Annotated in this window: 22 protein-coding genes; 14 read left to right on the top strand and 8 right to left on the bottom strand. The window is 49.6% G+C overall.

All coding sequences use genetic code 11. The features are described 5' to 3' along the window. Position 1 precedes the first annotated feature (1 nt). Complete coding sequence (gene nagA / locus WN56_RS03155; protein WP_046073572.1) at positions 2-1,138, bottom strand: N-acetylglucosamine-6-phosphate deacetylase; 1,137 nt, start codon at positions 1,136-1,138, stop codon at positions 2-4. Between the two features lie 11 nt (positions 1,139-1,149). Beyond that, a complete protein-coding gene (gene nagB / locus WN56_RS03150) occupies positions 1,150-1,950 on the bottom strand; it encodes a glucosamine-6-phosphate deaminase (RefSeq protein WP_046073571.1) in 801 nt (266 codons plus the stop codon). 317 nt (positions 1,951-2,267) lie between these two features. On the opposite strand from nagB, the gene nagE reads away from it, so the two are divergent. Beyond that, positions 2,268-3,776: an N-acetylglucosamine-specific PTS transporter subunit IIBC gene (gene nagE / locus WN56_RS03145; protein WP_046073570.1), complete on the top strand. Its 1,509-nt coding sequence runs from the start codon at positions 2,268-2,270 to the stop codon at positions 3,774-3,776. 211 nt (positions 3,777-3,987) lie between these two features. Beyond that, the gene (glnS, locus tag WN56_RS03140) at positions 3,988-5,655 is read left to right on the top strand and encodes a glutamine--tRNA ligase (protein WP_046073569.1); all 1,668 of its coding nucleotides are present in this window, start codon (positions 3,988-3,990) and stop codon (positions 5,653-5,655) included. A gap of 52 nt (positions 5,656-5,707) precedes the next feature. Here the strand turns inward: glnS and fcrX are convergent, their stop codons facing one another. Continuing rightward, positions 5,708-6,154: a ferric iron uptake transcriptional regulator FcrX gene (gene fcrX / locus WN56_RS03135; protein WP_046073568.1), complete on the bottom strand. Its 447-nt coding sequence runs from the start codon at positions 6,152-6,154 to the stop codon at positions 5,708-5,710. 196 nt (positions 6,155-6,350) lie between these two features. Between fcrX and WN56_RS03130 the strand changes: the two genes are divergently transcribed. Then, the gene (locus tag WN56_RS03130) at positions 6,351-6,839 is read left to right on the top strand and encodes a DUF4442 domain-containing protein (RefSeq protein ID WP_369795673.1); all 489 of its coding nucleotides are present in this window, start codon (positions 6,351-6,353) and stop codon (positions 6,837-6,839) included. A 70-nt stretch (positions 6,840-6,909) separates the two neighbouring features. Here the strand turns inward: WN56_RS03130 and fldA are convergent, their stop codons facing one another. The 3 genes from fldA to WN56_RS03115 all read right to left on the bottom strand — a co-directional run bounded on the left by fldA (position 6,910) and on the right by WN56_RS03115 (position 8,604). Beyond that, complete coding sequence (gene fldA, locus WN56_RS03125; protein WP_046073566.1) at positions 6,910-7,437, bottom strand: flavodoxin FldA; 528 nt, start codon at positions 7,435-7,437, stop codon at positions 6,910-6,912. A 111-nt stretch (positions 7,438-7,548) separates the two neighbouring features. After that, positions 7,549-7,770: a DUF2788 domain-containing protein gene (locus WN56_RS03120; protein ID WP_021022467.1), complete on the bottom strand. Its 222-nt coding sequence runs from the start codon at positions 7,768-7,770 to the stop codon at positions 7,549-7,551. Between the two features lie 60 nt (positions 7,771-7,830). Next, positions 7,831-8,604, bottom strand: a complete 774-nt coding sequence (locus WN56_RS03115; RefSeq protein ID WP_046073565.1) for an alpha/beta fold hydrolase — start codon at positions 8,602-8,604, stop codon at positions 7,831-7,833. A 99-nt stretch (positions 8,605-8,703) separates the two neighbouring features. Between WN56_RS03115 and seqA the strand changes: the two genes are divergently transcribed. Together seqA and pgm are read left to right on the top strand one after the other, a co-directional pair. Next, positions 8,704-9,249, top strand: a complete 546-nt coding sequence (seqA, locus tag WN56_RS03110) for a replication initiation negative regulator SeqA (protein ID WP_046073564.1) — start codon at positions 8,704-8,706, stop codon at positions 9,247-9,249. Between the two features lie 28 nt (positions 9,250-9,277). After that, positions 9,278-10,924 carry a phosphoglucomutase (alpha-D-glucose-1,6-bisphosphate-dependent) gene (gene pgm, locus WN56_RS03105; protein WP_046073563.1) on the top strand — a complete coding sequence of 549 codons (1,647 nt, stop codon included), beginning with the start codon at positions 9,278-9,280 and terminating at the stop codon, positions 10,922-10,924. A 55-nt stretch (positions 10,925-10,979) separates the two neighbouring features. Here pgm and WN56_RS03100 read toward each other — a convergent pair whose 3' ends face one another. Then, positions 10,980-11,789 carry a DUF1853 family protein gene (locus WN56_RS03100; protein ID WP_046073562.1) on the bottom strand — a complete coding sequence of 270 codons (810 nt, stop codon included), beginning with the start codon at positions 11,787-11,789 and terminating at the stop codon, positions 10,980-10,982. Positions 11,790-11,936: 147 nt separating this feature from the next. Between WN56_RS03100 and WN56_RS03095 the strand changes: the two genes are divergently transcribed. Both WN56_RS03095 and WN56_RS03090 read left to right on the top strand, forming a co-directional pair. Beyond that, positions 11,937-12,134 carry a DUF2517 family protein gene (locus WN56_RS03095; RefSeq protein ID WP_046073561.1) on the top strand — a complete coding sequence of 66 codons (198 nt, stop codon included), beginning with the start codon at positions 11,937-11,939 and terminating at the stop codon, positions 12,132-12,134. Between the two features lie 176 nt (positions 12,135-12,310). Further along, the gene (locus tag WN56_RS03090) at positions 12,311-13,069 is read left to right on the top strand and encodes a Nif3-like dinuclear metal center hexameric protein (RefSeq protein WP_046073560.1); all 759 of its coding nucleotides are present in this window, start codon (positions 12,311-12,313) and stop codon (positions 13,067-13,069) included. 112 nt (positions 13,070-13,181) lie between these two features. On the opposite strand, the gene WN56_RS03085 is transcribed toward WN56_RS03090, so the two are convergent. After that, on the bottom strand, positions 13,182-14,471 hold the full coding sequence (locus WN56_RS03085; protein ID WP_046073559.1) for a citrate synthase: 1,290 nt from the start codon (positions 14,469-14,471) through the stop codon (positions 13,182-13,184). A 399-nt stretch (positions 14,472-14,870) separates the two neighbouring features. Here WN56_RS03085 and sdhC point away from each other — a divergent pair, with 399 nt between their 5' ends. From sdhC to sucC, 7 genes are all read left to right on the top strand, one after another. Beyond that, positions 14,871-15,263, top strand: a complete 393-nt coding sequence (gene sdhC / locus WN56_RS03080; RefSeq protein WP_046073558.1) for a succinate dehydrogenase cytochrome b556 subunit — start codon at positions 14,871-14,873, stop codon at positions 15,261-15,263. After that, the gene (sdhD, locus tag WN56_RS03075) at positions 15,257-15,607 is read left to right on the top strand and encodes a succinate dehydrogenase, hydrophobic membrane anchor protein (protein ID WP_046073557.1); all 351 of its coding nucleotides are present in this window, start codon (positions 15,257-15,259) and stop codon (positions 15,605-15,607) included. The genes sdhC and sdhD overlap by 7 nt, the downstream gene beginning before the upstream one ends. Beyond that, positions 15,608-17,374: a succinate dehydrogenase flavoprotein subunit gene (gene sdhA, locus WN56_RS03070; RefSeq protein ID WP_046073556.1), complete on the top strand. Its 1,767-nt coding sequence runs from the start codon at positions 15,608-15,610 to the stop codon at positions 17,372-17,374. 14 nt (positions 17,375-17,388) lie between these two features. Beyond that, complete coding sequence (locus WN56_RS03065; RefSeq protein WP_046073555.1) at positions 17,389-18,099, top strand: succinate dehydrogenase iron-sulfur subunit; 711 nt, start codon at positions 17,389-17,391, stop codon at positions 18,097-18,099. Between the two features lie 114 nt (positions 18,100-18,213). Further along, on the top strand, positions 18,214-21,024 hold the full coding sequence (gene sucA, locus WN56_RS03060) for a 2-oxoglutarate dehydrogenase E1 component (protein WP_046073554.1): 2,811 nt from the start codon (positions 18,214-18,216) through the stop codon (positions 21,022-21,024). Positions 21,025-21,052: 28 nt separating this feature from the next. After that, on the top strand, positions 21,053-22,261 hold the full coding sequence (gene odhB, locus WN56_RS03055) for a 2-oxoglutarate dehydrogenase complex dihydrolipoyllysine-residue succinyltransferase (protein ID WP_046073553.1): 1,209 nt from the start codon (positions 21,053-21,055) through the stop codon (positions 22,259-22,261). A 107-nt stretch (positions 22,262-22,368) separates the two neighbouring features. After that, positions 22,369-23,535 (top strand): ADP-forming succinate--CoA ligase subunit beta, encoded by a 1,167-nt coding sequence (sucC, locus tag WN56_RS03050; protein ID WP_046073552.1) that lies wholly within the window; start codon positions 22,369-22,371, stop codon positions 23,533-23,535. The last annotated feature ends 2 nt before the right edge of the window (positions 23,536-23,537 follow it).

Genomic DNA, 23,537 nt, shown 5'->3' with positions numbered 1-23,537 from the left:
CCTAGCTTTGTAGATATTGTCCGTTTACGATCGTCGCTTGAACGTTGATTGCACGGTCGAAAATGGCAAGATTCGCAACTTTCCCCGGACGAATGCTGCCATAGTGTTGTTCGATACCGATTGCGCGAGCGGGATAGAGCGTAGCCATCCGCAAAGCTTCATCCAAGGCGATCCCTACATGCTCAACACTGTTATAAATCGCCTGATCCATCGTCAGTGCCGAGCCGCCAAGCGTGCCATTTTCATCTACACACTTACCGTCACGGTAATATACTTTCTTACCTACAAAAATAAAGTGATCCATGTCGGCTCCTGCTGGTGCAACAGCATCCGTAACCAACACTAATTTCTCACCTTTTACTTTATGTGCGAGACGAATATTAGGGTACGAGACGTGAAAGCCGTCAGCAATTACACCAGTGTACACATCAGATGTATCGTAGATGGCACCGACGACACCTGGCTCACGGCCTGAAATAGAGGTCATTGCGTTAAACAGGTGCGTGGCAAAGGAAATGCCGTGGGTAAAGCCTTGCTTAGCTTGTGCGTAAGTGGCATTGGTATGGCCAGCAGAGACCACGATACCAGCTCGCTTCAGGGATTGAATATGCGACGCGGGCGCCAGTTCAGGCGCGAGGGTGACTTTGGCAATCACATCCGCATTTTCGCATAAGTAGTTGATCATCTCATCGTTGCTTGGGCGAATATAGTCAGCGCTGTGTATCCCCTTTTTTTCGATATTCAAATAAGGGCCTTCAAGGTGTAACCCCAGCGCCTGATGAGGCTGCTGTTTTTGGTAAGCACGCATGGCGTTGATGGCGGCTTGCATATCGGTATCAGAGCTAGTGATCAGGGTGGGGAGAAAGTTGGTGCAACCTGATTTAAGGTTAGCCTGATGCATGGTCGCGATGGTGTCAGGGGTAATGGCATCATTAAACATCACGCCGCCACAGCCATTAAGCTGAAGGTCAATGAAGCCTGGGCTGACTAATGCACCGTCGAGCGCGCGCGTGGCAATATCATTGGGCAGGGCGTCTTGTCGACAGACGGCGTCAATCAGGCCTTCTTTAATCACGATGGCATGATCATCCAACACCTCATGGCCAGTAAAAATCCGGCAGTGGGTTAACGCATACATGCTTCAATTCCTTATAAATGGTGTATATTTTGGGCTTCAAGCTCTTGAAAATACTTCACAGTTTTTACTTTTAGTTCTGCTGTTGAAGGCGCATCGCACACAATCATCGCTTTTGGGTGCAGTTGTAGCGCTGATACTGTCCATAAGTGGTTCACTGACCCTTCTACCGCGGCCTCAAGTGCCTGGGCTTTATTGTGTCCTGTCACTAGGATCATGACTTCTTCTGCATCTAACAAGGTGCCGACACCAATGGTGAGCGCATGCTTAGGTACTTGATTGATATCATTATCAAAGAAGCGAGAGTTTGCCACACGGGTATCCTCGGTCAAGGTTTTGATCCGTGTTCTTGATGCTAATGATGACGCGGGTTCATTAAACGCAATATGACCATCGTTACCTACACCACCCATAAAGAGATGGATTTTGCCGTACGCTTTGATTTTTTCTTCATAGCGTTGGCACTCGGCATCGACATCGGTCGCATTTCCATTAAGCAAGTTGATGTTTTTTTCTTGAATATCAATATGGTTAAAAAAGTTTTCGTACATAAAGGTACGATACGCTTGTGGGTGATCAGCAGGGATCCCACAGTATTCGTCCATATTAAAGGTCACCACGTGCTCAAAACTGATTTCGCCTTGCTGGTGGAGCTTAATGAGTTGCTTATAGGTGTTGAGTGGCGTCCCCCCTGTGGGTAAGCCCAGAACAAAGGGGTTATCGGCAGTCGGCGAAAACGTGTTGATGGTATCGACGATATAGCGAGCCGACCATAGGCCGACTTGTTGGCTGGTTTGTAAAGGAATGAGTCGCATCGGTCACCTCGTTCTATCAATGCTCAGTTCGTGGCCATAGCATAACGGATATGCTCATTTATTTTCATCATAAAATAAGTTTTATGATCAGGCTAACAATTTTCTCTGTGTATGGGGTGTTTTGGTGATGATTCTCACAAATAACGCGGGTTTAATTTGCGAGGCGAATTTATTGACATAAACTGCAATTGACTAACATTGCTTTACAAAAGAAGTGATTTAACAAAAGTCCTTGGGCAAGCGTCCAAGTTAGATGCCCAGCCGCGGAGCAAGCGTTAGCGTGGTGGGGCACTGAAAAATATAAAGGGGGAACGACGGTGAATATTCTTGGTTATGCACAACGTATAGGTCGTGCGCTGATGGTACCGGTTGCGGTATTACCAGCGGCTGCGATCTTGATGGGGGTCGGCTACTGGCTTGACCCAACTGGATGGGGGGGCAACAGTGCCCTAGCTGCTTTCTTGATAAAATCAGGGGCAGCGATTATCGACAATATGTCAGTGTTATTTGCCATCGGTGTGGCATATGGCATGTCAAAAGATAAAGACGGCGCCGCCGCTCTGGCAGGCTTTGTTGGCTTTATGGTGATCACCACGCTGTGTGCGCCGGGTGCGGTAAGCCAAATTGGCTTGGTCGATATTTCAGTGGGCAACAATGAGCTTGCGTTCAGCAAAATCAACAACCAGTTTATCGGTATCTTGATCGGTGTGGTGTCTGCTGAGCTGTACAACCGTTATAGCGGTGTTGAGCTGCCTAAAGCCTTGGCTTTCTTTAGTGGCCGGCGTTTGGTGCCTATTTTGGTCTCTGTTGTGGCGATCATCATCTCGTTTGTATTGATGTTTGTCTGGCCTGTGTTATTTGGCGGCTTGGTTCACTTTGGTGAAAGCATCACCAACCTAGGTGCCGCGGGTGCCGGTGTTTATGGCTTCTTTAACCGCTTACTTATCCCTGTTGGTCTGCACCACGCGCTTAACGCCGTATTCTGGTTCGATACGGTCGGTATTAACGACTTGGGCCGCTTCTGGATGGGGGCACAAGGCCTTGAAACAGGCGAAGCGATTAAAGGGACCACAGGCATGTACATGGCAGGCTTCTTCCCCGTCATGATGTTTGGTCTACCGGGTGCAGCGCTTGCGATTTATCACACAGCGCGTCCTGAGAACAAAGCACGTGTTGCGTCTATCATGATTGCTGCTGGTTTTGCGTCTTTCTTTACTGGGGTGACCGAGCCACTTGAATTCTCATTCTTGTTTGTCGCACCTTTGTTGTTCGTGTTGCATGCGCTATTAACCGGTGTTTCCTTGTTTATCGCGGCCACTTTCGACTGGACGGCAGGCTTCGGCTTCTCGGCAGGTTTAGTTGACTTGGTGTTGTCGTCGAAAAACCCTGTGGCTAACCAGTGGTACATGCTGCCTATCATGGGCCTTGTATTCTTTGCGCTTTATTATGTGTCATTCCGCGCCGCGATTTCAGCGCTCAATCTGAAAACGCCAGGCCGAGAAGATGACGCAGTAGAAAGTGCACCGGCGAGCGCCAATACCGGTGAAGCGAGCGATAATCGCGAGCTTGCACGCAAGTACCTTAAAGCCCTTGGTGGTCATCAAAACCTAACATCGATTGATGCGTGTATCACCCGTCTGCGTCTGTCGGTTGCCGACCGCGAGGTGGTTGATGAAGCGAAATTGAAAGCCATTGGGGCGATGGGAGTCGTCAAGCTTGGCGAGAACAACTTGCAGGTCATTCTTGGCCCTCTAGCAGAAATCATTGCCGGTGAGCTGAAACAAATTCCAGAAGATGAAGATTTGTCAAACGTCGCGCTGCCATAAACGAGGCACTGTACGACAATGATCTGAACAAAGCGCCCAGCCAACAGCTGGGCGTTTTTTAGGTTTGTGTCATCGCTTTCGCGCAAAAAAGTAACAAATAGGCCTACACCGCGATGACAATGACAACAACGGGTTGAGTCGCAGCACGGAATAGGAGATCATAGTATCTATGTAGCTTTAAAATTCGCATTTTTGATACGAGGTAACCTTGATGAGTGATGCTGAAGCTCGTCCCACTAACTTTATTCGCCAAATCATTGATAAAGACTTGGCGGAAGGGAAACACACAGCGATCGTGACACGTTTCCCACCAGAGCCGAATGGCTATCTGCACATCGGCCATGCCAAATCAATTTGTTTGAATTTCGGGATCGCACAAGACTATCAGGGTGAATGCAACCTGCGTTTTGATGATACCAACCCAGAAAAAGAAAACGTGGAGTACGTTGAGTCTATCAAGCGTGACGTGCAATGGTTGGGCTTTGACTGGGCAGGAGAGGTGCGTTACTCCTCAAACTACTTTGATAAGCTTTATGGTTACGCGGTTGAACTGATTGAAAAAGGGCTAGCGTACGTCGAAGAGCTGACGCCCGATGAGATCCGAGAGTATCGTGGAACATTGACCGAGCCGGGCAAGCACAGCCCTTATCGCGAACGTTCGGTTGAAGAGAACTTAGCATTGTTTGAAAAAATGCGTGCTGGTGAGTTTGCAGAAGGTAAAGCCTGTTTGCGTGCCAAAATCGATATGGCGTCGCCCTTTATGGTGATGCGTGATCCGGTTTTATACCGCGTGCGTTTTGCGCATCATCACCAGACTGGGGATAAGTGGTGCATTTATCCAATGTATGACTTTACTCATTGTATCTCGGATGCACTAGAAGGAATTACCCATTCTCTTTGCACCCTTGAATTTCAAGATAACCGACGCCTATACGATTGGGTGTTGGAAAATATCACCATCGACTGTACGCCGCGCCAATATGAGTTCAGCCGCTTAAATCTCGAGTATACCGTGATGTCCAAGCGTAAGCTGAACCAACTGGTGGAAGAGCAGTTAGTGAACGGCTGGGATGACCCGCGTATGCTGACTATCTCTGGCTTGCGTCGTCGTGGTTACACGCCTGCCTCGATTCGTGAATTTTGCCAGCGTATTGGTGTGACCAAGCAAGACAATACCATAGAGATGAGTGCGCTTGAGTCTTGTGTACGCGATGATTTGAACGAAAATGCGCCACGCGCAATGGCGGTGCTCGATCCGATTAAACTGGTGATTGAAAACAAAGCCGATGATGTCGAATGGCTTGATGCGCCAAATCATCCCAATCAGCCCGAGATGGGCACGCGTCAGGTGCCCTTTTCGCGCGAGATCTGGATTGAACGTGAAGATTTCCGTGAATCAGCCAACAAGAAGTACAAGCGACTGGTGCTGGACAAGGAAGTGCGTTTGCGCAATGCCTATGTGGTAAAAGCAGAGCGTTGTGAGAAAGACGATGATGGCAATATTACCACTGTGTATTGCAGCTATGATCCAGACACCCTCGGTAAAGATCCTGCCGATGGGCGTAAAGTGAAAGGGGTGATCCATTGGGTCTCTGCTGCTGAGGCGTTACCCGCTGAATTCCGTTTGTACGACCGTTTATTCACGGTGCCAAATCCGGCGGGTGCGGATAACTTCGCTGAGACGATTAATCCGGCGTCATTGCAGGTACAACAGGGGTTTGTTGAACCAAGTATGCAAAATGCGCCAGTAGAGAAGGGTTATCAGTTTGAACGGACAGGCTATTTCTGTGCAGATAATAAAGATAGCCGTAAAGATGCACTTGTCTTTAACCGGACCGTGAGTTTACGTGATACCTGGGCGAAGATAGAAGGTAAATAATAAAAAGCCGGCGTGATGACCACGCCGGCTTTTTTCGAACGTTCACACTGAATCAATCAGCGTTATGAATGGATGGGTCGGCTTTGCAATCGCCTTCCTTACAGTGACCATACAAATACAAACTATGGTTTGTCAGTTGCACATTAAAGCGTGCGGCGATTTCTTTCTGACGCTCTTCAATCAAATCATCAGAAAATTCAATCACTTTACCGCAGTCAAGGCAGACTAGGTGGTCATGATGATGCTGTGTTGCCAATTCAAATACGGACTTTCCGCCTTCAAAATGGTGACGCGTGACAATGCCTGCATCGTCAAATTGGTTCAGTACGCGGTACACGGTTGCTAGGCCAATTTCTTCACCTAGGTCGATTAATTTCTTATACAGGTCTTCGGCACTGATGTGCTGGCAATCTGGCTGTTGCAGCACTTCTAGGATCTTGAGCCGTGGGAGGGTGACTTTGAGCCCAGCTTGCTTCAACGCCTGGTTATTGTCTGACATGTGTATCTACCTGTTTTCTGCCTGAGTTAAGACAGTTGGATTAGCAAGGAAAATATCTTATAAGCCTATCAAAATTGCACTGCTCTCGCTACTCTCGACATGCGTTCTTAGGACGAAATTTGATCATTTGTGGTTGCATCAATGTTTACGAGATGTGAATATTATCTGGTTAGACCAGATAAGGATGTCAACTTACATGTATCGCTTCTACAAACCACGTATTGTTAAGTGGGCACTTAACAGCTGGCCACCGTTTTGGGGCGCAGGGATCCATATTGATGCGATTAGCCAGGATTTTAAACGCGTCAACATGCGTTTGAAACTCCGCTGGTGGAATAAAAATGCCAATCGTACCCAGTATGGCGGTAGCATCTTCTCCTTAACCGATCCTGTCTATGCGCTCATGTTAATGGGGATTCTCGGCCCTCAGTACCATGTTTGGGACAAACAAGCAGATATCAATTTTATTAAGCCGGGAACCACGGACTTGTACGCAGATTTTGTGATCAGTGATGCGGTGTTAACCGATATCCAACAACAAGCAGGGCGAGGCGATAAGGTATTGCCCGAGTTTGTTGTCCACGTCAAAGACGCGCATGGCGAGGTGGTTGCTGAAGTAAGGCGTACACTTTATGTGAGAAAAAAACGCCAGTATCGAGATACAGCCAGTAAACAAGCCGCATGATCGGCCCGTTGTGCACCGATTAGATAAAAAACGCCAAGGTTGAGTCCCCTTGGCGTTTGATAAGCCAGACTTAGTCTTCAAGCTCTGCGAGACACATTTCTTCGTAAACTTGTTTCACCCACTTGCTCACACGCTCGTCGGTCAGTTCAGGCTGGCGATCTTCATCCACACACAAGCCAACAAAATGGTTGTCATCAACCAATGCTTGTGAGGCTTCAAATTCATACCCCTCAGTTGGCCAATGACCAATGATGGTCGCGCCTTTCGCTTCAATGATGTCGCGGACGGTGCCCATGGCATCACAGAAGTATTCTGCGTAATCTTCCTGGTCGCCACAGCCGAAAATAGCCACGAGTTTTGTTGAGAAGTCAATTTGCTCTAACTCTGGGAAAAAGTCATCCCAGTCGCACTGTGCTTCACCGTAATACCATGTTGGAATACCGATCAGCAGCAAATCGAAGTTATCAATATCTTCTTTGCTGCTCTTCGCGATATCCTGCACGTGAACCATTTGCTTGCCTAACTGCTTTTGAATGGTTTTTGCAATTGCTTCCGTGTTTCCCGTGTCACTACCAAAGAAGAGACCTACACTCGCCATATAAAAAACACCCGTTTTGTCAGTGGGTTGCTGTTTGCAACTAACTCGAATTAAAGAAAAAGCGTCGCTTTTTCAAACCTATATGATTAACCAGTGACTTCAGTGCTAGGGTTAGCCGATGCCGACCCCTTCCCAAACCAACTGAATCACACCTTTTACGATAAAGCCGACACAGCCTAGTGTGAGCACAAACCAGACGATCCGTCGGCCGAATACTGGCACATTGCCCTCACGTAACACGTCTTTAATTGCCATGCCGATAAAAAAGAAAATCGCGGCGAAGACGAGATCTAGACCTATTTTTTCGAGCAATTGAAAGTGCTCGTAAAGCATGCGTGCCTCCATTGAGCACCGACTTATGCGGCGCAATATATCACAAGGGTCACTTAACTGTTAACGCTCGCTCGGCATTAAAAAACGTTCTATGACACTGGCAACCACCGCCGGTTTTTCAGCATGTAGCCAATGACCCGTGCCTGCCACCATATGCGCTTTTGAATGAGGGAACTGAGCAACAATGGCCTCGCGGTGGTCTGGCAGAATGTATTCAGAGTTCTGCCCTTTGACAAACAGAGTTGGGCCCGAATACTGGCCAAACTCTGTCCATCCCATGATGTTACGATAGCCGTGATAAAGATTATCAATATTGAAGCGCCAGGCGTAGTGACCGTGATCGGTTTTATAGAGTGATTTCAATAAAAATTGGCTCACGCCTGGATTTTCAATCGATTCATTCATAATGGTTTGCGCTTGTTGGCGGCTTTCCAGTGTCACCGTTTGTGTCTGATGCAATGCCCTGAAAACATTGTCATGTCGGTTAACTTGATAATCGACTGGGGCAATATCCATCACCACCAATTGTTCTACGCGCTCAGGAAAACGCTGGGCGAGGGCCATCGCCACTTTGCCACCCATTGAATGACCAACGATAATGGCTGACTCAAGCTGTTGTGCATCCATCCACGCGACCACGGCATCGGACTGGCTTTGATAATCTGTGTCCTGTGTATGATAGGAGCGACCATGGTTAGGTAGATCAATTTGATAAACACAAAAATGGTCGACCAGTGTCTTAGCGAGCCCGCCTAAATTATCGAGATCACCGAATAAACCGTGGATCAATACGAGCGGTGAGCCCTCACCGCGAGACTTTCCGTTTAACAACACGTTGCTTTTCTCTCAGATTACTGGCTTTAACGTAGAGTATACCTATCTATCTCTGTATAATCGCCCCGTTAAACGATAAACAGGACGCGATGAAAAACAATGAAGACGATAGAGGTTGACGACGATCTATACCGGTATATTGCCAGCCAAACCCAGCATATTGGCGAAAGCGCATCAGACATCCTGCGTCGCTTACTGCTGTCGGACTCGGCACCGCAGCCAACCCAGGCTGCGCCGACGACGCCCTCTCGTTCTAGCGGTATTGTTGTCAGTAAAGACGCTGGGCGCAGTGCGTCCGTTGATCGTGTCAAAGCGATGCGAACGTTATTGATTTCAGATGAGTTTGCGGCTCAAGAACGAGCTATTGGTCGTTTTATGCTGATCCTCACCACCTTATACCGTGTTGACCAACAAGGATTCGCAGATGGTATGGCGCTAAAAGGGCGTACCCGTCTGTATTTTGCCGATAATCCACAAACTTTATTAGAAAGCGGCAAAACCACCAAACCCAAGCAGATTCCAGACACCCCTTTTTGGGTCATCACCAACACGAACACTGGCCGTAAGCGTCAGATGGTGGAGCAGCTTATGGAAAAAATGCAGTTCCCGAGTGATTTGACTGAGAAGGTTGTGAACGCGATTTAATCTATGCCACTCATGGGAGAAGAGAATTATGGCAGTGCATCCTCAAGCCGGACAGCGCGCAAATCCGCAAGATTTGTGTGATATCCCGGCGCTTGTGACGCGTTTTTTCCAGGCTCAACCACGTCCAGGTCATCCGTCGCAACGTGTTGCGTTTGGGACGTCAGGACACCGTGGAAGCGCGTTGAACACGACGTTTAACCGCGATCATATTTTGGCGATTGCACAAGCAATTTGTGATGAGCGCAGCGCGCGCGGCATTTCTGGCCCGGTCTTTGTGGGAAAAGACACTCATGCGCTTTCAGTACCAGCATTCGATGCCGTGGTTGAAGTGTTAACGGCCAATCACGTTACGGTGATTGGCCAAGCTGAGCAAGGGTATACACCCACCCCAGGGGTATCGCAGCAGATACTCGCCTACAACCGCGCGCATGACGCGAAAGCGGACGGGATTGTCATCACTCCCTCGCACAACCCACCGCAAGATGGGGGCATCAAATACAACCCGCCCCATGGTGGACCCGCCGAAGGCGAAATCACGAAAGCAATAGAAACGCGAGCGAATCACTATATTGAAACCCATCTCGTCGGCGTTAAACGCTCGGAGATTGATGCGGCGATGCACAGTGACTATTACCAAGCGCAAGATCTTGTGACGCCATATGTCTCTGGGCTGGCCAAGGTTGTTGATATCGAGGCTATTCAAAAAGCGGGTTTAAAACTTGCCGTTGACCCTTTGGGGGGAGCAGGGATCCGCTATTGGCAGCAAATTGCCGCGCATTATCAACTGGATATTACCCTGATTAACGATCATGTCGACCCAACGTTTGGCTTTATGCCGCGCGATAGCGATGGCGTGATTCGTATGGATTGCTCGTCTGCATACGCAATGGCCGGACTATTGGCGTACAAAGATGATTATGATTTGGCATTTGGCAATGATCCAGACTTTGATCGCCACGGCATCGTGACTCCCGAAGGATTGATGAACCCGAATCACTATTTAGCCGTGTGCATCGATTATTTGTTCCGCCACCGTCCGCAGTGGTCAGCCGATTTAGGCGTGGGTAAGACTTTGGTGTCCAGTGCGATCATTGATAAGGTGGTTGGCGATCTCGCTCGTCCGCTGGTTGAAGTGCCCGTCGGCTTTAAATGGTTTGTGCCTGGCTTGAGTGAAGGAACGCTTGGCTTTGGCGGGGAAGAAAGTGCCGGTGCCTCATTCTTAACCTTTGATGGGCAGCCATGGTCAACAGATAAAGATGGTATCATTCTTTGCTTACTGGCAGCAGAAATTCTGGCGGTAACGGGGTTTACGCCGCAGGCGTATTATCAAAAACTTGCCCACAAGCACGGTGATCCGTCGTATAACCGATTACAAGCGGTTGCCAATGCAGCGCAAAAGCAGGTGCTCAGTCAGCTCAGCCCCGAGATGGTGACGGCAGAGAGCTTGGCGGGCGATACCATCACCGCCAAACTGACGCATGCGCCGGGGAATGGCGCTGCCATCGGAGGACTGAAAGTGGTCACGGAGTTTGGTTGGTTCGCTGCGCGCCCATCAGGGACAGAAGATATTTATAAAATCTACTGTGAAAGCTTTAAAGGTGATGATCACTTGCGTTTGATTGAGCAAGAAGCGCAACAAATTGTTGACCGCGTGTTCAACGCTCAAGGCGTTTAGCGCGTCCCGTCGTGACGCTGTAGTCGAAAACGCGTACAGACAGTGTGCGCGTTTTTTATTTCAAAGCGGGTAACGTGGGTATCGTCTCTGGCCAGTCGCGGGGTACCACGAACCAAGGGGTGAGTGAGTCATCTAACAAGTGACAGGTGCGAGATAGCTCATCAAGTGATGCGCGTTCGAGCTTGGGCAAATCAGCGAAAGCGGGCAGTGACAACCACTGGTCGCGGGCCAATACGGCAAATTCCCTGTCTGTTGGTAATTCATCTGGCCAACACCACCATCCCCCAATGCTGTCATGATTGACGGGGGGCCACTCTGGTAGGGGCTGCTCGCCATGATGATAATGGCGGTACAACCTTCCTTGCACCATCAAACGCTTCTCACTCGGTTGCCAGTGTGGGTATTGCTGACAGAAGCTTGGGTGGCTGGACAGCGCCAATTGGTGGTCAAGCATTCGCGCCACTTTGATATCCAACGCATCCTTGGCATTGGGGCCTAACCAACGGTTGTCATGGGCGAGGTAGAATTTTACCGCTACCTCCCAGTGCTCTAGTTGCCCCTGATATCTGACTAAAAAGTCGATGGCACCTCGCGTCTTGCCGCCCTCATTAATTTGTATTTCCTCAGCTTCTAACCCCAAATGCGGGTGACAATCAATGAGCTGAGTGAGCAGCCACTGATAGTAAAAGCCGATACGCTTTGGTCCCTTATAGGGCGAGGGAGATGGCAGTAATTTGTGTTGCCAAAGATGATGAGGCACAACCGGGAAGTGCTTGTCGCTGAGAAGTGAGAACTGATTTTGTAACCAGCTAAAGTCGGCATTGATTTGAGCTTGGTTGCTAAATAGCGGATAGGCATCACTCATAATGTAATTTTATTACCTTGTTAAAAGACTGTTAAAGCTGAATCTGGTAATTTTTGGGTGAAAAATAACCATTTATGTAGTAAAAAAACAAAACAGGTGGTACACTACGCCCATACTTGCAAACTGGTCAGATGAGTGAGGTTGATTATGTATACACCGTTCGATAAAACCCGTGTTGTGTTGCGCCGCTGCGCGGTTGTGATCGCGGGCATCACTTGCCTGCCAACACTGATTGTGCCGCCCATGGCATCGCGTTTATATAGCCATTTACATCAAGTCTGGCTTAAAGACAGCACCAAGCCAGTCTGGTTAGCTGAGTCGGAAAAGGTCGGTGGTTTTTTCTAACCCACCTTTACCTCATCAAGGCTTAGCCTATCGTATAAGCCATAAATACGTATAGATGCAGCCGAACAGATAGGTTGCGATTAGATAAGCGGTGAGCCATTCGTGCTCGCCGCTTTTTTTATTTTTGCTTGTCAGGTTACACTGTTGCCATTGTCTCGCAAGTGGATGTGAATGCTATGAATAATTTTGAACTGGAAGCATTGCTCAACGCCGAACTAAAACCGGATAGCATCAAAGACTACAGCCCGAACGGACTGCAAGTGCAAGGGCGTGATGAGGTTCAAACCGTCGTCACAGGGGTGACGGCTTGCCAAGATCTTATTGATGCAGCGATTGAGCAGAATGCGGATGCCATCTTGGTGCACCATGGTTACTTCTGGCGCGGCGAACCACAGCAAATTCGCGGCATGAAGTACCAACGTATCAAGATGTTGATTGAACATGGCATCAATCTATACGGTTATCACTTGCCTTTGGATATTCACCCGACGCTGGGTAACAACGCGCAACTTGCCAAACGTTTAGGCATTGAGCTGCTTGGGGGACTGGAGCCTGACAACCCTGTCTCGATTCCTGTTTATGGAAAGCTTTCAACGCCCATGACGTTGGCACAGTTTGAGCAACAAGTGGCCACGGTGCTTAACCGGACACCCCTTGTGATTGACGGTGGCCAACAAACGCGGATTGAAACCGTTGGGCTGTGTACTGGTGGCGCGCAAGATTTTATCGACTTGGCCGCTTCACAAGGGATGGATGCGTATCTGTCGGGTGAGATTTCTGAGCGCACAACCTTTTCGGCGCGTGAGCAGGGTGTGCATTATATCGCGGCAGGGCATCACGCGACCGAGCGTTATGGCGTGAAAGCGCTAGGGGAGTGGCTTTCCCAGCAGCATGGTTTGAATGTGCACTTTATTGATATCGACAATCCAGCGTAACGCCTAGGCGTTGAGGCTAAGTGCGATAAAAGGTAGACGCAGCAATGTGATAAACTGCTGATGATAAAGAAAAAGCCGCCTATTGGCGGCTTTGTTATATGACATTCGCGGCTTAACTGCGCTTGTCCATCGGCGTAAACTCGCGTTGCGTATAGCCTGTGTAAAGCTGACGCGGGCGCCCAATACGCTTGTGTGGGTCGGTATGCATTTCATTCCAGTGAGCAATCCAACCAATGGTACGAGACATCGCGAAGATCACTGTAAACATCGACGTGGGAATCCCGATCGCTTTCAGGATAATGCCTGAATAGAAATCAACGTTCGGATAAAGTTTCTTATCGATAAAGTAATCATCTGACAATGCGATGCGTTCTAGCTCCATCGCTACATCAAGCAGTGGATCCTGTATTTGTAACTCATTGAGCACTTCGTGACAGGCTTCACGCATCACGGTTGCGCGAGGATCGTAGTTCTTGTAGACGCGGTGACCAAAGCCCATCAGGCGGAATGGATCATCTTTGTCTTTCGCGCGAGCAATATATTCAGGAATGTTATCAACATGCCCGATTTGCTCAAACATACGCAAGCACGCTTCATTCGCACCGCCGTGGGCGGGTCCCCATAACGAGGCAATCCCTGCCGCAATACAGGCAAATGGGTTCGCACCTGACGAGCCCGCAAGGCGTACTGTTGATGTGGATGCGTTTTGTTCGTGATCGGCGTGCAGCGTGAATATTTTATCCATTGCACGCGCAACCACAGGGTTGACCTCATACTCTTCGCATGGCGTGGCGAACATCATATGTAGGAAGTTCTCCGCGTAGTCGAGGTCGTTACGTGGATAAATAAATGGCTGCCCGATCGAGTACTTGTAACACATTGCAGCCAATGTTGGCATTTTCGACAGTAAACGGAACGCCGTGATTTCACGGTGTTGATCGTTGTTGATGTCGAGAGAGTCGTGATAGAACGCGGCCAGTGCACCTACAACCCCGACCATTACGGCCATTGGGTGAGCGTCACGGCGGAAGCCGTGGAAGAAGCTTGCAATCTGTTCATGCACCATGGTGTGGCGCACGATCATTGAGCGAAACTCATCGTATTGCTTTTGGGTAGGGACTTCACCGTAGAGCAGGATATAACAGACTTCTAAATAATCAGCGTTATTGGCAAGTTGATCTATCGGGTAACCGCGGTGCAGCAATACGCCGGCTGCGCCATCGATGTAGGTGATTTGCGAATTGCACGAACCCGTTGCGACAAAGCCAGGATCAAAGGTGAAATAGCCTTCGTTTACCAGCTGGCGCACATCAATGACTTCTGGACCGACGGTGCCCTCGATAATCGGCAGTTCGATTGGTGCTTTCCCTTCGATATGTAGGGTAGCTTTCTTCTCTGCCATAACAATCTCCTTTGTTATTTTATAATCCCATCCAGGATACGGACTCGACCGTTGTACCGATCGACCCTAATGATGTCAATTTTTAACCTATCGATGTGTGCGTCAGTTAATAACTTATTTGCAATGCGAGTTAAATATCTGTTGTGAGATTCCGGTCAATTTTGTGCGTTTGTAATTGTCTGTTACGCCACGTATACTTTTTCGAGGTCTCTGGGCAAATCAGTATCCTAGAGCGTTTAGGGGCTCAAACACCTTTCCTAACTGACGTGATCCATTCGCCAAGAATTGCAGTTATAAGCAATAAGGTACATGAAGCGCGTTACGCAGATGTTGCAGGTCTTACGCTTTGAGTACTGAGGTTCAGAGAGTGTAATAACTATAAATGCTCAATGGAGCTGAGTGGGCAATATCGTGAAAGAAAGAAAGTCAAGACCCGTAAACCTCGACCTCCAGACGATTCGTTTCCCGATAACAGCGATTGCGTCTATATTGCATCGAGTGGCAGGTGTCATCACCTTTGTCTCGATCGCCATCCTCCTATGGCTGCTTAGCCTGTCTCTCTCTTCTCCTGATGGATTTCAATCCGCTGCTGCCATTGTCGATAGCTTTTTCGTCAAACTGATCCTTTGGGGCATTTTGACGGCGCTGGCGTATCACATTGTTGGCGGGATCCGTCATTTGATCCAAGACATGGGTTATTTTGAAGAGCTGGAGTCTGGCGCGCAAAGTGCGCAGGTTGCATTTGTTATCACTGGCGTGTTGTCTGTGTTGGCGGGGGTTTTAGTATGGTAACTAAAAACATCTCATCGGTCGGGCGCAATGGTGTGCACGACTATGTGCTGATTCGCGCCACTGCGATTCTCATCACACTTTACACACTTTATATGGTCGGTTTTGCCGTTTTTGGTCCTGAGATTACGTATGCCTCATGGACAGCGTTTTTCGGCCAGACCAGTACCAAAGTCTTTACCATGTTAGCCCTGGTCTCCGTGCTGATTCACGGCTGGATCGGAATGTGGCAAGTATTGACTGATTATATCAAGCCAGCCTTGCTGCGTGGCATGTTGCAACTGGGCGTTGTGGCCATGCTACTGATCTATGTTTTCGCCGGTTTCTTTGTATTGTGGGGTGTGTAAGTGAGTATTCCAGTTCGCGAATTTGACGCAATTGTCATTGGCGCAGGTGGCGCAGGTATGCGCGCCGCACTGCAAATATCAGAGCAGGGCCTAACTTGTGCACTGTTATCTAAAGTGTTTCCAACTCGGTCGCACACTGTGTCCGCGCAGGGTGGGATTACGGTAGCACTGGGTAACTCGCACAAGGACAACTGGCAATGGCACATGTATGACACGGTGAAAGGGTCGGATTATATTGGCGACCAAGATGCCATTGAGTACATGTGTAAGACAGGCCCTCAATCTGTGATTGAGCTTGAAAAAATGGGGCTGCCATTTTCTCGCTTCGAAAACGGATCCATCTATCAACGCCCGTTTGGTGGCCAGTCCAAAGAGTTTGGTGGCGAGCAAGCAGCGAGAACGGCAGCGGCTGCTGACCGGACCGGGCACGCACTGCTGCACACCTTGTATCAACAGAATATTAAAAACAAGACCACGATCTTCTCTGAATGGTATGCGCTTGATTTGGTTAAAAACCAAGACGGTGTAATCGTTGGTGCCACGGCCATGTGTATGGAAACTGGGGAGATTTGCTACTTCAAATCCAAAGCAACCGTGTTGGCGACAGGTGGCGCTGGTCGTATCTATCAATCAACCACCAATGCGCATATCAATACCGGTGACGGTGTTGGTATGGCGCTGCGCGCAGGCGTGCCAATGCAAGATATGGAAATGTGGCAATTCCACCCCACAGGCATTGCTGGAGCGGGTGTATTGGTGACGGAAGGTTGTCGTGGTGAAGGCGGTTATCTGCTCAATAAAGATGGTGAACGCTTTATGGAGCGTTACGCCCCCAATGTGAAAGATTTGGCAGGGCGTGACGTGGTGGCGCGTTCGATGATGATCGAGATCCGAGAAGGGCGTGGCTGTGACGGCCCATGGGGCCCACACCTCAAATTGAAGCTCGATCACCTTGGCAAAGATGTGCTCGAGTCTCGTCTACCCGGTATCCTTGACTTGTCGCGTACCTTTGCGCACGTCGATCCTATCAAAGAACCGATTCCGGTGATCCCAACCTGTCACTACATGATGGGGGGCATTCCAACACAAGTGTCTGGCCAAGCAATCAAGCAAGACCCGCTCGGCAATGACATTGAAGTACAAGGTTTGTTTGCCTGTGGCGAGATTGCCAGCGTGTCTGTTCACGGTGCCAACCGCTTGGGCGGCAACTCATTGCTCGACTTGGTTGTCTTTGGCCGAGCGACCGGCCTGCACCTTGGCGAGACACTCGCCGCGCAAGTAGAAGCGCGCGATGCGAGCGAGTCAGACATTGAGGCGTCACTGGCACGGGTTAATCGTTGGAATAACACCCAGCAGGGTGAAGACCCGGTTGAGATCCGCAAAGATTTGCAAGCTTGTATGCAAGAAAACTTCTCTGTGTTCCGAGAAGGTGAGGCGATGGAAAAAGGGCTGAAAGAGCTGAAGGAAATTCGCGAACGCCTTAAGTCGGCGCGTCTTGATGATACGTCAACCGAGTTCAACACCCAGCGTGTCGAATGTTTGGAGCTGGAGAATTTGATGGAAACCGCGTACTCAACGGCGGTATCAGCCCATTATCGTACTGAAAGCCGTGGCGCACATGCGCGTTTCGACTATCAAGACCGCGATGATGAAAACTGGCTATGCCACTCCATCTATAACCCAGAAACCGAAGCCATGTCGAAGCGCGACGTCAATATGGCGCCAGTGCACCGTGAGGCTTTCCCACCGAAAGTCCGCAGTTACTAAGGGGGTCGAGAACGATGAATGTTAAGTTTTCTATCTATCGCTACAACCCAGATGTAGATAATGCGCCATACATGAAAGACTACACGCTGGATGTGCCTGAAGGGTCTGACATGATGCTGCTGGATGCGCTCATTCAGCTTAAAGAGCAAGATCCTACTTTGGCTTTCCGTCGCTCGTGCCGTGAAGGTGTCTGTGGTTCTGACGGCGTCAATATGAACGGTAAAAATGGCCTGGCATGCATCACGCCGCTGTCCTCACTGATGGACAAGTCCGAAATCGTGATTCGTCCGCTACCCGGTCTACCGGTGGTGCGTGATCTTATTATTGATATGGGGCAGTTCTATGAGAACTATGAGCGTGTCAAACCCTACCTGATGAATGATGAAACGCCACCGTCGCGAGAGAACTTGCAAGCGCCGGAAGATCGCGCGGAACTTGATGGCTTGTATGAGTGCATTATGTGTGCATGTTGCAGTACCGCATGCCCTTCATTTTGGTGGAACCCTGACAAGTTTGTTGGTCCAGCGGGCTTGCTTGCCGCTTACCGTTGGCTGGCGGATAGCCGTGACACAGCGACCGAAGAGCGGTTATCTGATCTAGACGACGCTTTTAGTGTCTTCCGTTGCCACGGGATCATGAACTGTGTCAGTGTATGTCCAAAGGGACTGAACCCAACCAAGGCAATTGGGCATATCAAGTCTATGCTGATTCAGCGCGGCGTTTAAAACGCTGAACCAATAACGTAGAAAAAAATGCCCCGTCCTCGGACGGGGCTTAATAACAGGTAACCCGGCCTCAGACCGGTGTTTGGATAAATAACTAGTGGTTAAGGGATAACAATGCAAAATGGCGTGATGAAGGCTTGGTTAGAGTCTTCTCATTTGGCTGGCGCCAATGCAACGTACGTAGAAGACCTCTACGAAATGTACCTCAGTGACCCGGAGTTAGTTGATCAAGAATGGAGAGCGGTTTTCGACCAGCTGCCAGTGGTAAGTGATACCGCGGTAGAACAACCTCACTCTCGTGTTCGTGATTACTTTCGACGCTTAGCTACCGATACATCGCGTGCAAGTGCTTCAGTCAATGATCCAGATGTAGACGCGAAACAAGTCAAAGTTCTTCAACTGATTAATGCTTTTCGTTTCCGCGGCCACCAACAGGCCAGCCTAGACCCTCTCGGGTTATGGAAACGTAAACCTGTACCTGATCTGTCACCTGCTTTTCACTCTCTCAATGAGCAGGATTTCAACGAAACCTTTAATGTCGGCTCATTTGCGATTGGTAAAGACAATATGCAATTGGGCGAGCTGTATGATGCGCTTGAGAAGACCTATTGTGGGTCTATCGGTGCAGAATACATGCACATTACCGATACCGAAGAAAAGCGCTGGATCCAAGGTCGCCTGGAGTCTGTGGTTGGACAGCCGCAGTTTAGCGAAGAAGAAAAGCTCACCTTTTTAGAAGAGCTCACCGCAGCTGAAGGCCTCGAACGCTATCTTGGTGCCAAATTCCCCGGCGCTAAGCGGTTCTCTCTTGAAGGCGGTGATTCGCTGATCCCGATGCTGAAAGAGCTGATTCGCCACGCGGGTAGCGAAGGCGCACGAGAAGTGGTGGTCGGAATGGCTCACCGTGGGCGCCTCAATGTGTTGGTAAACGTATTAGGTAAGAAACCGTCCGAGCTTTTTGATGAGTTCGCGGGTAAACAAGACGAGAGTTGGGGAACAGGGGATGTGAAATATCACCAAGGCTTCTCGTCTGATTTCGCGACACCGGGGGGGGATGTTCACCTTGCGTTGGCGTTCAACCCCTCACACCTTGAGATTGTGAACCCGGTGGTGATGGGATCAGTGCGTGCTCGCCAAGACCGACTGGAAGATAATACCGGCTCGAGTGTCCTCCCTATCACCATCCACGGTGATGCCTCTATCGCCGGGCAAGGGGTGGTACAAGAGACCTTCAACATGTCGCAAGCGCGAGGCTTCCAAGTAGGCGGCACCGTGCGCATCGTGGTCAATAACCAAATTGGGTTTACCACGTCGAATCCGGCTGATTCACGCTCGACGCAATACTGTACAGACATCGCTAAGATGGTGCAGGCGCCGATTTTCCACGTCAATGCAGATGATCCCGAGGCGGTTGCTTTTGTATCGCGCTTGGCGCTCGATTTTCGCAACGAGTTTAAGCGTGATGTGGTGATTGACTTAGTCTGTTACCGTCGCCATGGCCACAACGAAGCGGATGAGCCCAACGCGACTCAGCCGATGATGTACCAAAAGATCAAAAAGCATCCTACTCCGCGTAAGCTGTATGCCGATGTATTGGATCAACAAGGGGTCGCTAATCTCGAAAAAGCCACTGAGATGATCAATGAGTATCGTGACCTTCTCGATAGTGGTGAGTGTGTGGTGAAAGAGTGGCGCCCAATGGTGTTGCATTCTGTCGACTGGACGCCCTATCTAGGCCACGATTGGACGGTAGAGTGGGCGAATAAGTTCGATGCTAAGCGTCTGAAAGAGCTGGGTCATCGCATTTGCCAGTTGCCGGATAGCCATAAACTCCACAGCCGTGTTGCCAAGCTCTACAAAGATCGCAAAGCGATGGTAGAAGGCGAAAAGATGGTTGATTGGGGGATGGCTGAGACCCTTGCTTATGCCACTTTGGTTGATGATGGCAAACGTATCCGCATTACGGGTCAAGACTCAGGTCGCGGCACCTTCTTCCACCGTCATGCGGTGCTCCACAACCAAGAAGATGGCAGCACGTATTTGCCACTTGCAAATATCCATGACAAACAAGGACCATTCGAGATCTTCGATTCCGTGTTATCTGAAGAAGCGGTACTGGCGTTTGAGTACGGTTACGCCACCGCTGAGCCAGGCGGTTTAACCGTGTGGGAAGCACAATTTGGTGACTTCGGCAATGGTGCGCAAGTGGTGATTGATCAGTTCATCAGCTCTGGTGAACAAAAATGGCGCCGCATGTGTGGCCTGACTATGCTACTTCCTCATGGCTATGAAGGGCAGGGTCCCGAGCACTCGTCAGCACGTTTAGAGCGTTATCTGCAACTGTGTGCTGAGCAAAATATGCAGGTTGTGGTGCCATCAAGCCCCGCGCAGGTTTATCACATGTTGCGCCGGCAAGTGGTGCGTCCAATGCGTCGTCCTTTGATCGTTATGTCACCGAAATCGCTGTTACGTCACCCACTGTGTGTGTCTAACTTGGAAGATTTAACCGAGGGTGATTTCCTACCAGCGATTGGTGAAATGGACGATCTTGAGCCAAGCAAGGTGAAACGCGTCGTGATGTGCTCGGGCAAAGTTTATTATGATTTGCTACAAGCACGCCGAGAGCAAGAGATTGATGACGTTGCCATTATCCGTATTGAGCAACTTTATCCATTCCCTCTGGACGCGGTTAAAGACGCGATTGCGCCTTATAGCAATGCGAAAGACTTTGTTTGGTGCCAAGAAGAGCCACAAAACCAAGGGGCGTGGTACAGCAGCCAGCACAACTTCCGTGCTGCCTTACCGCAAGATGCCACATTGACCTATGCCGGACGCTCGGCATCCGCATCACCTGCGGTAGGTTATATGTCTGTACACCAGAAACAACAAAAAGCGTTAGTTCAAGACGCTCTGACCCTAAAGTAAGAACTAGAACATTAAGGATAAATACGATATGACAATCGAAATTCTGGTTCCCGATTTACCCGAATCTGTGGCTGACGCAACCATTGCCACATGGCACAAACAGCCAGGTGACTCGGTAACCCGTGACGAAGTACTGGTTGATATTGAAACAGATAAGGTCGTGCTGGAAGTGCCTGCCCCTGCTGATGGGGTGTTGGAGTCCATCATTGAAGATGAAGGGTCAACCGTATTAGCGAAACAGGCCATCGCCAAAATCAAAGAAGGTGCCGTCGCAGGTGAGCCAACCAAAGATGTTCCTGCACAATCAGAGTCTTCACCTGACAAGCGCCACACCGCCTCACTAGAAGAAGAGACGAACGACGCGTTAAGTCCTGCGGTACGTCGTCTGCTTGCTGAGCATGACCTCTCTCCTGATGCAGTGAAAGGCACAGGTGTGGGTGGACGCATTACGCGAGAAGATGTTGAAGCACACCTTAAGAGCCAGCCAGAGCAGGGTGAGCAAAAAGCACAAAGCCAAGATGTGCCACCTGTGGCTGAACGCGGTGAGAAGCGTGTTCCTATGACGCGCTTGCGTAAACGTGTCGCTGAGCGCTTGTTAGAAGCGAAAAACAGTACCGCGATGCTGACCACCTTCAATGAAGTGAACATGAAGCCCATCATGGACTTGCGTAAGCAATACCGTGATAGTTTTGAAGAGCGTCACGATATTCGTCTCGGCTTTATGTCTTTCTATGTGAAAGCGGTCGTCGAGGCCTTGAAGCGTTACCCAGAAGTCAACGCATCCATCGACGGTGATGATATCGTTTATCACAACTACTTCGATGTCAGCATGGCGGTATCTACACCGCGTGGTCTGGTTACCCCTGTGCTGCGCGATTGCGACAAGCTGGGCTTTGCGGATATTGAAAAGGGTATCCGTGATTTGGCGATTAAAGGCCGTGATGGCAAGCTCACCGTCGATGAACTGACCGGGGGCAACTTCACCCTCACCAATGGCGGTGTCTTTGGCTCATTGATGTCAACGCCGATCATTAATCCCCCTCAAGCAGCCATTCTTGGCATGCACAAGATCCAAGACCGCCCAATGGCGGTGGATGGCAAGGTCGAAATCTTGCCGATGATGTACCTGGCGCTTTCTTATGATCACCGTCTGATTGACGGTCGTGAATCGGTAGGCTTCTTGGTGACCATCAAAGAACTTCTAGAAGACCCAACACGTCTGCTTCTGGACGTTTAATGGCGCTACCCCCTGTTTTTGAGGGGAGCCATTTTAGAGGGGACGGAGGTCCCCTCATTTGGAAAGCAAAAAGACACAATAATGGACACTAACACGGATAGAACATCATGAATCTGCACGAATATCAGTCAAAGCAGCTGTTCGCTGAATATGGTCTACCAGTTTCAGAGGGCTATGCTTGCGACACACCACAAGAAGCTGCTGAAGCAGCCGATAAAATTGGCGGAAACAAATGGGTCGTTAAATGCCAGGTTCACGCTGGTGGGCGTGGCAAGGCAGGCGGGGTAAAACTGGCTAACTCCAAAGAGGAGATCCGTCAGTTTGCTCAGCAATGGCTTGGTAAAAACCTGGTGACCTTTCAAACCGACGAAAACGGTCAGCCGGTAAGCAAAATTTTGGTGGAGTCATGCACCGATATCGCCAAAGAGCTTTACCTGGGTGCGGTTGTCGACCGTGGTTCACGCCGCGTTGTTTTCATGGCATCGACTGAAGGCGGTGTCGAAATCGAGAAGGTGGCGGAAGAAACCCCTGAGCTTATCCACAAAGCATCGATTGATCCCCTTGTTGGCCCTCAGCCTTATCAAGGTCGCCAACTGGCCTTTAAACTGGGTCTAGAAGGTGAGCAAATCAAGCAATTTACCAAAATCTTTGTGGGTATCGGCCAGCTGTTTTTGGATAAAGATGTTGCACTGGTTGAGGTTAACCCTTTGGTTATTACTGACCAAGGCAACTTGCACTGCTTGGATGCGAAATTGGCCATTGATAGCAACGCTGTCTACCGCCAACCCAAAGTGCGCGCGATGCACGACCCCAGCCAAGAAGACGAGCGTGAAGCGCATGCCGCGCAATGGGAACTCAATTATGTCGCGCTAGATGGCAATATTGGCTGCATGGTTAACGGTGCGGGCCTAGCAATGGGCACCATGGACATTGTTAATTTGCACGGTGGCAGCCCAGCTAACTTCCTTGACGTTGGCGGTGGCGCGACCAAAGAGCGTGTAACAGAAGCGTTTAAAATCATTCTGTCTGACAGCAACGTAAAGGCTGTCTTGGTGAATATCTTCGGCGGTATCGTGCGCTGCGACTTGATCGCAGATGGCATTATTGGCGCAGTCGAAGAAGTTGGCGTTAAAGTTCCAGTGGTGGTTCGCCTCGAGGGAAATAATGCTGATGTAGGTGCTAAGAAACTGGCCGATAGTGGTTTGAATATCATTGCGGCAACATCGCTAACCGAAGCCGCTCAAAAAGTCGTTGCTGCCGCGGAGGGTAAATAACA

It is taken from the genome of Salinivibrio sp. KP-1 (assembly GCF_000968645.1).
GTDB classification, from domain to species: Bacteria; Pseudomonadota; Gammaproteobacteria; order Enterobacterales; family Vibrionaceae; genus Salinivibrio; species Salinivibrio siamensis.
Note: the sequence above shows the minus strand (reverse complement) of the source record. Positions and strands in the feature narration are given on the sequence as shown.

Coding starts and splice junctions, on each gene's coding strand:
- nagA (WP_046073572.1), bottom strand. CDS start 1,138: ATGTATGCGTTAACCCACTGCCGGATTTTTACTGGCCATGAGGTGTTG.
- nagB (WP_046073571.1), bottom strand. CDS start 1,950: ATGCGACTCATTCCTTTACAAACCAGCCAACAAGTCGGCCTATGGTCG.
- glnS (WP_046073569.1), top strand. CDS start 3,988: ATGAGTGATGCTGAAGCTCGTCCCACTAACTTTATTCGCCAAATCATT.
- fcrX (WP_046073568.1), bottom strand. CDS start 6,154: ATGTCAGACAATAACCAGGCGTTGAAGCAAGCTGGGCTCAAAGTCACC.
- WN56_RS03130 (WP_369795673.1), top strand. CDS start 6,351: ATGTATCGCTTCTACAAACCACGTATTGTTAAGTGGGCACTTAACAGC.
- fldA (WP_046073566.1), bottom strand. CDS start 7,437: ATGGCGAGTGTAGGTCTCTTCTTTGGTAGTGACACGGGAAACACGGAA.
- WN56_RS03120 (WP_021022467.1), bottom strand. CDS start 7,770: ATGCTTTACGAGCACTTTCAATTGCTCGAAAAAATAGGTCTAGATCTC.
- seqA (WP_046073564.1), top strand. CDS start 8,704: ATGAAGACGATAGAGGTTGACGACGATCTATACCGGTATATTGCCAGC.
- pgm (WP_046073563.1), top strand. CDS start 9,278: ATGGCAGTGCATCCTCAAGCCGGACAGCGCGCAAATCCGCAAGATTTG.
- WN56_RS03100 (WP_046073562.1), bottom strand. CDS start 11,789: ATGAGTGATGCCTATCCGCTATTTAGCAACCAAGCTCAAATCAATGCC.
- WN56_RS03095 (WP_046073561.1), top strand. CDS start 11,937: ATGTATACACCGTTCGATAAAACCCGTGTTGTGTTGCGCCGCTGCGCG.
- WN56_RS03090 (WP_046073560.1), top strand. CDS start 12,311: ATGAATAATTTTGAACTGGAAGCATTGCTCAACGCCGAACTAAAACCG.
- WN56_RS03085 (WP_046073559.1), bottom strand. CDS start 14,471: ATGGCAGAGAAGAAAGCTACCCTACATATCGAAGGGAAAGCACCAATC.
- sdhD (WP_046073557.1), top strand. CDS start 15,257: ATGGTAACTAAAAACATCTCATCGGTCGGGCGCAATGGTGTGCACGAC.
- WN56_RS03065 (WP_046073555.1), top strand. CDS start 17,389: ATGAATGTTAAGTTTTCTATCTATCGCTACAACCCAGATGTAGATAAT.
- sucA (WP_046073554.1), top strand. CDS start 18,214: ATGCAAAATGGCGTGATGAAGGCTTGGTTAGAGTCTTCTCATTTGGCT.
- odhB (WP_046073553.1), top strand. CDS start 21,053: ATGACAATCGAAATTCTGGTTCCCGATTTACCCGAATCTGTGGCTGAC.
- sucC (WP_046073552.1), top strand. CDS start 22,369: ATGAATCTGCACGAATATCAGTCAAAGCAGCTGTTCGCTGAATATGGT.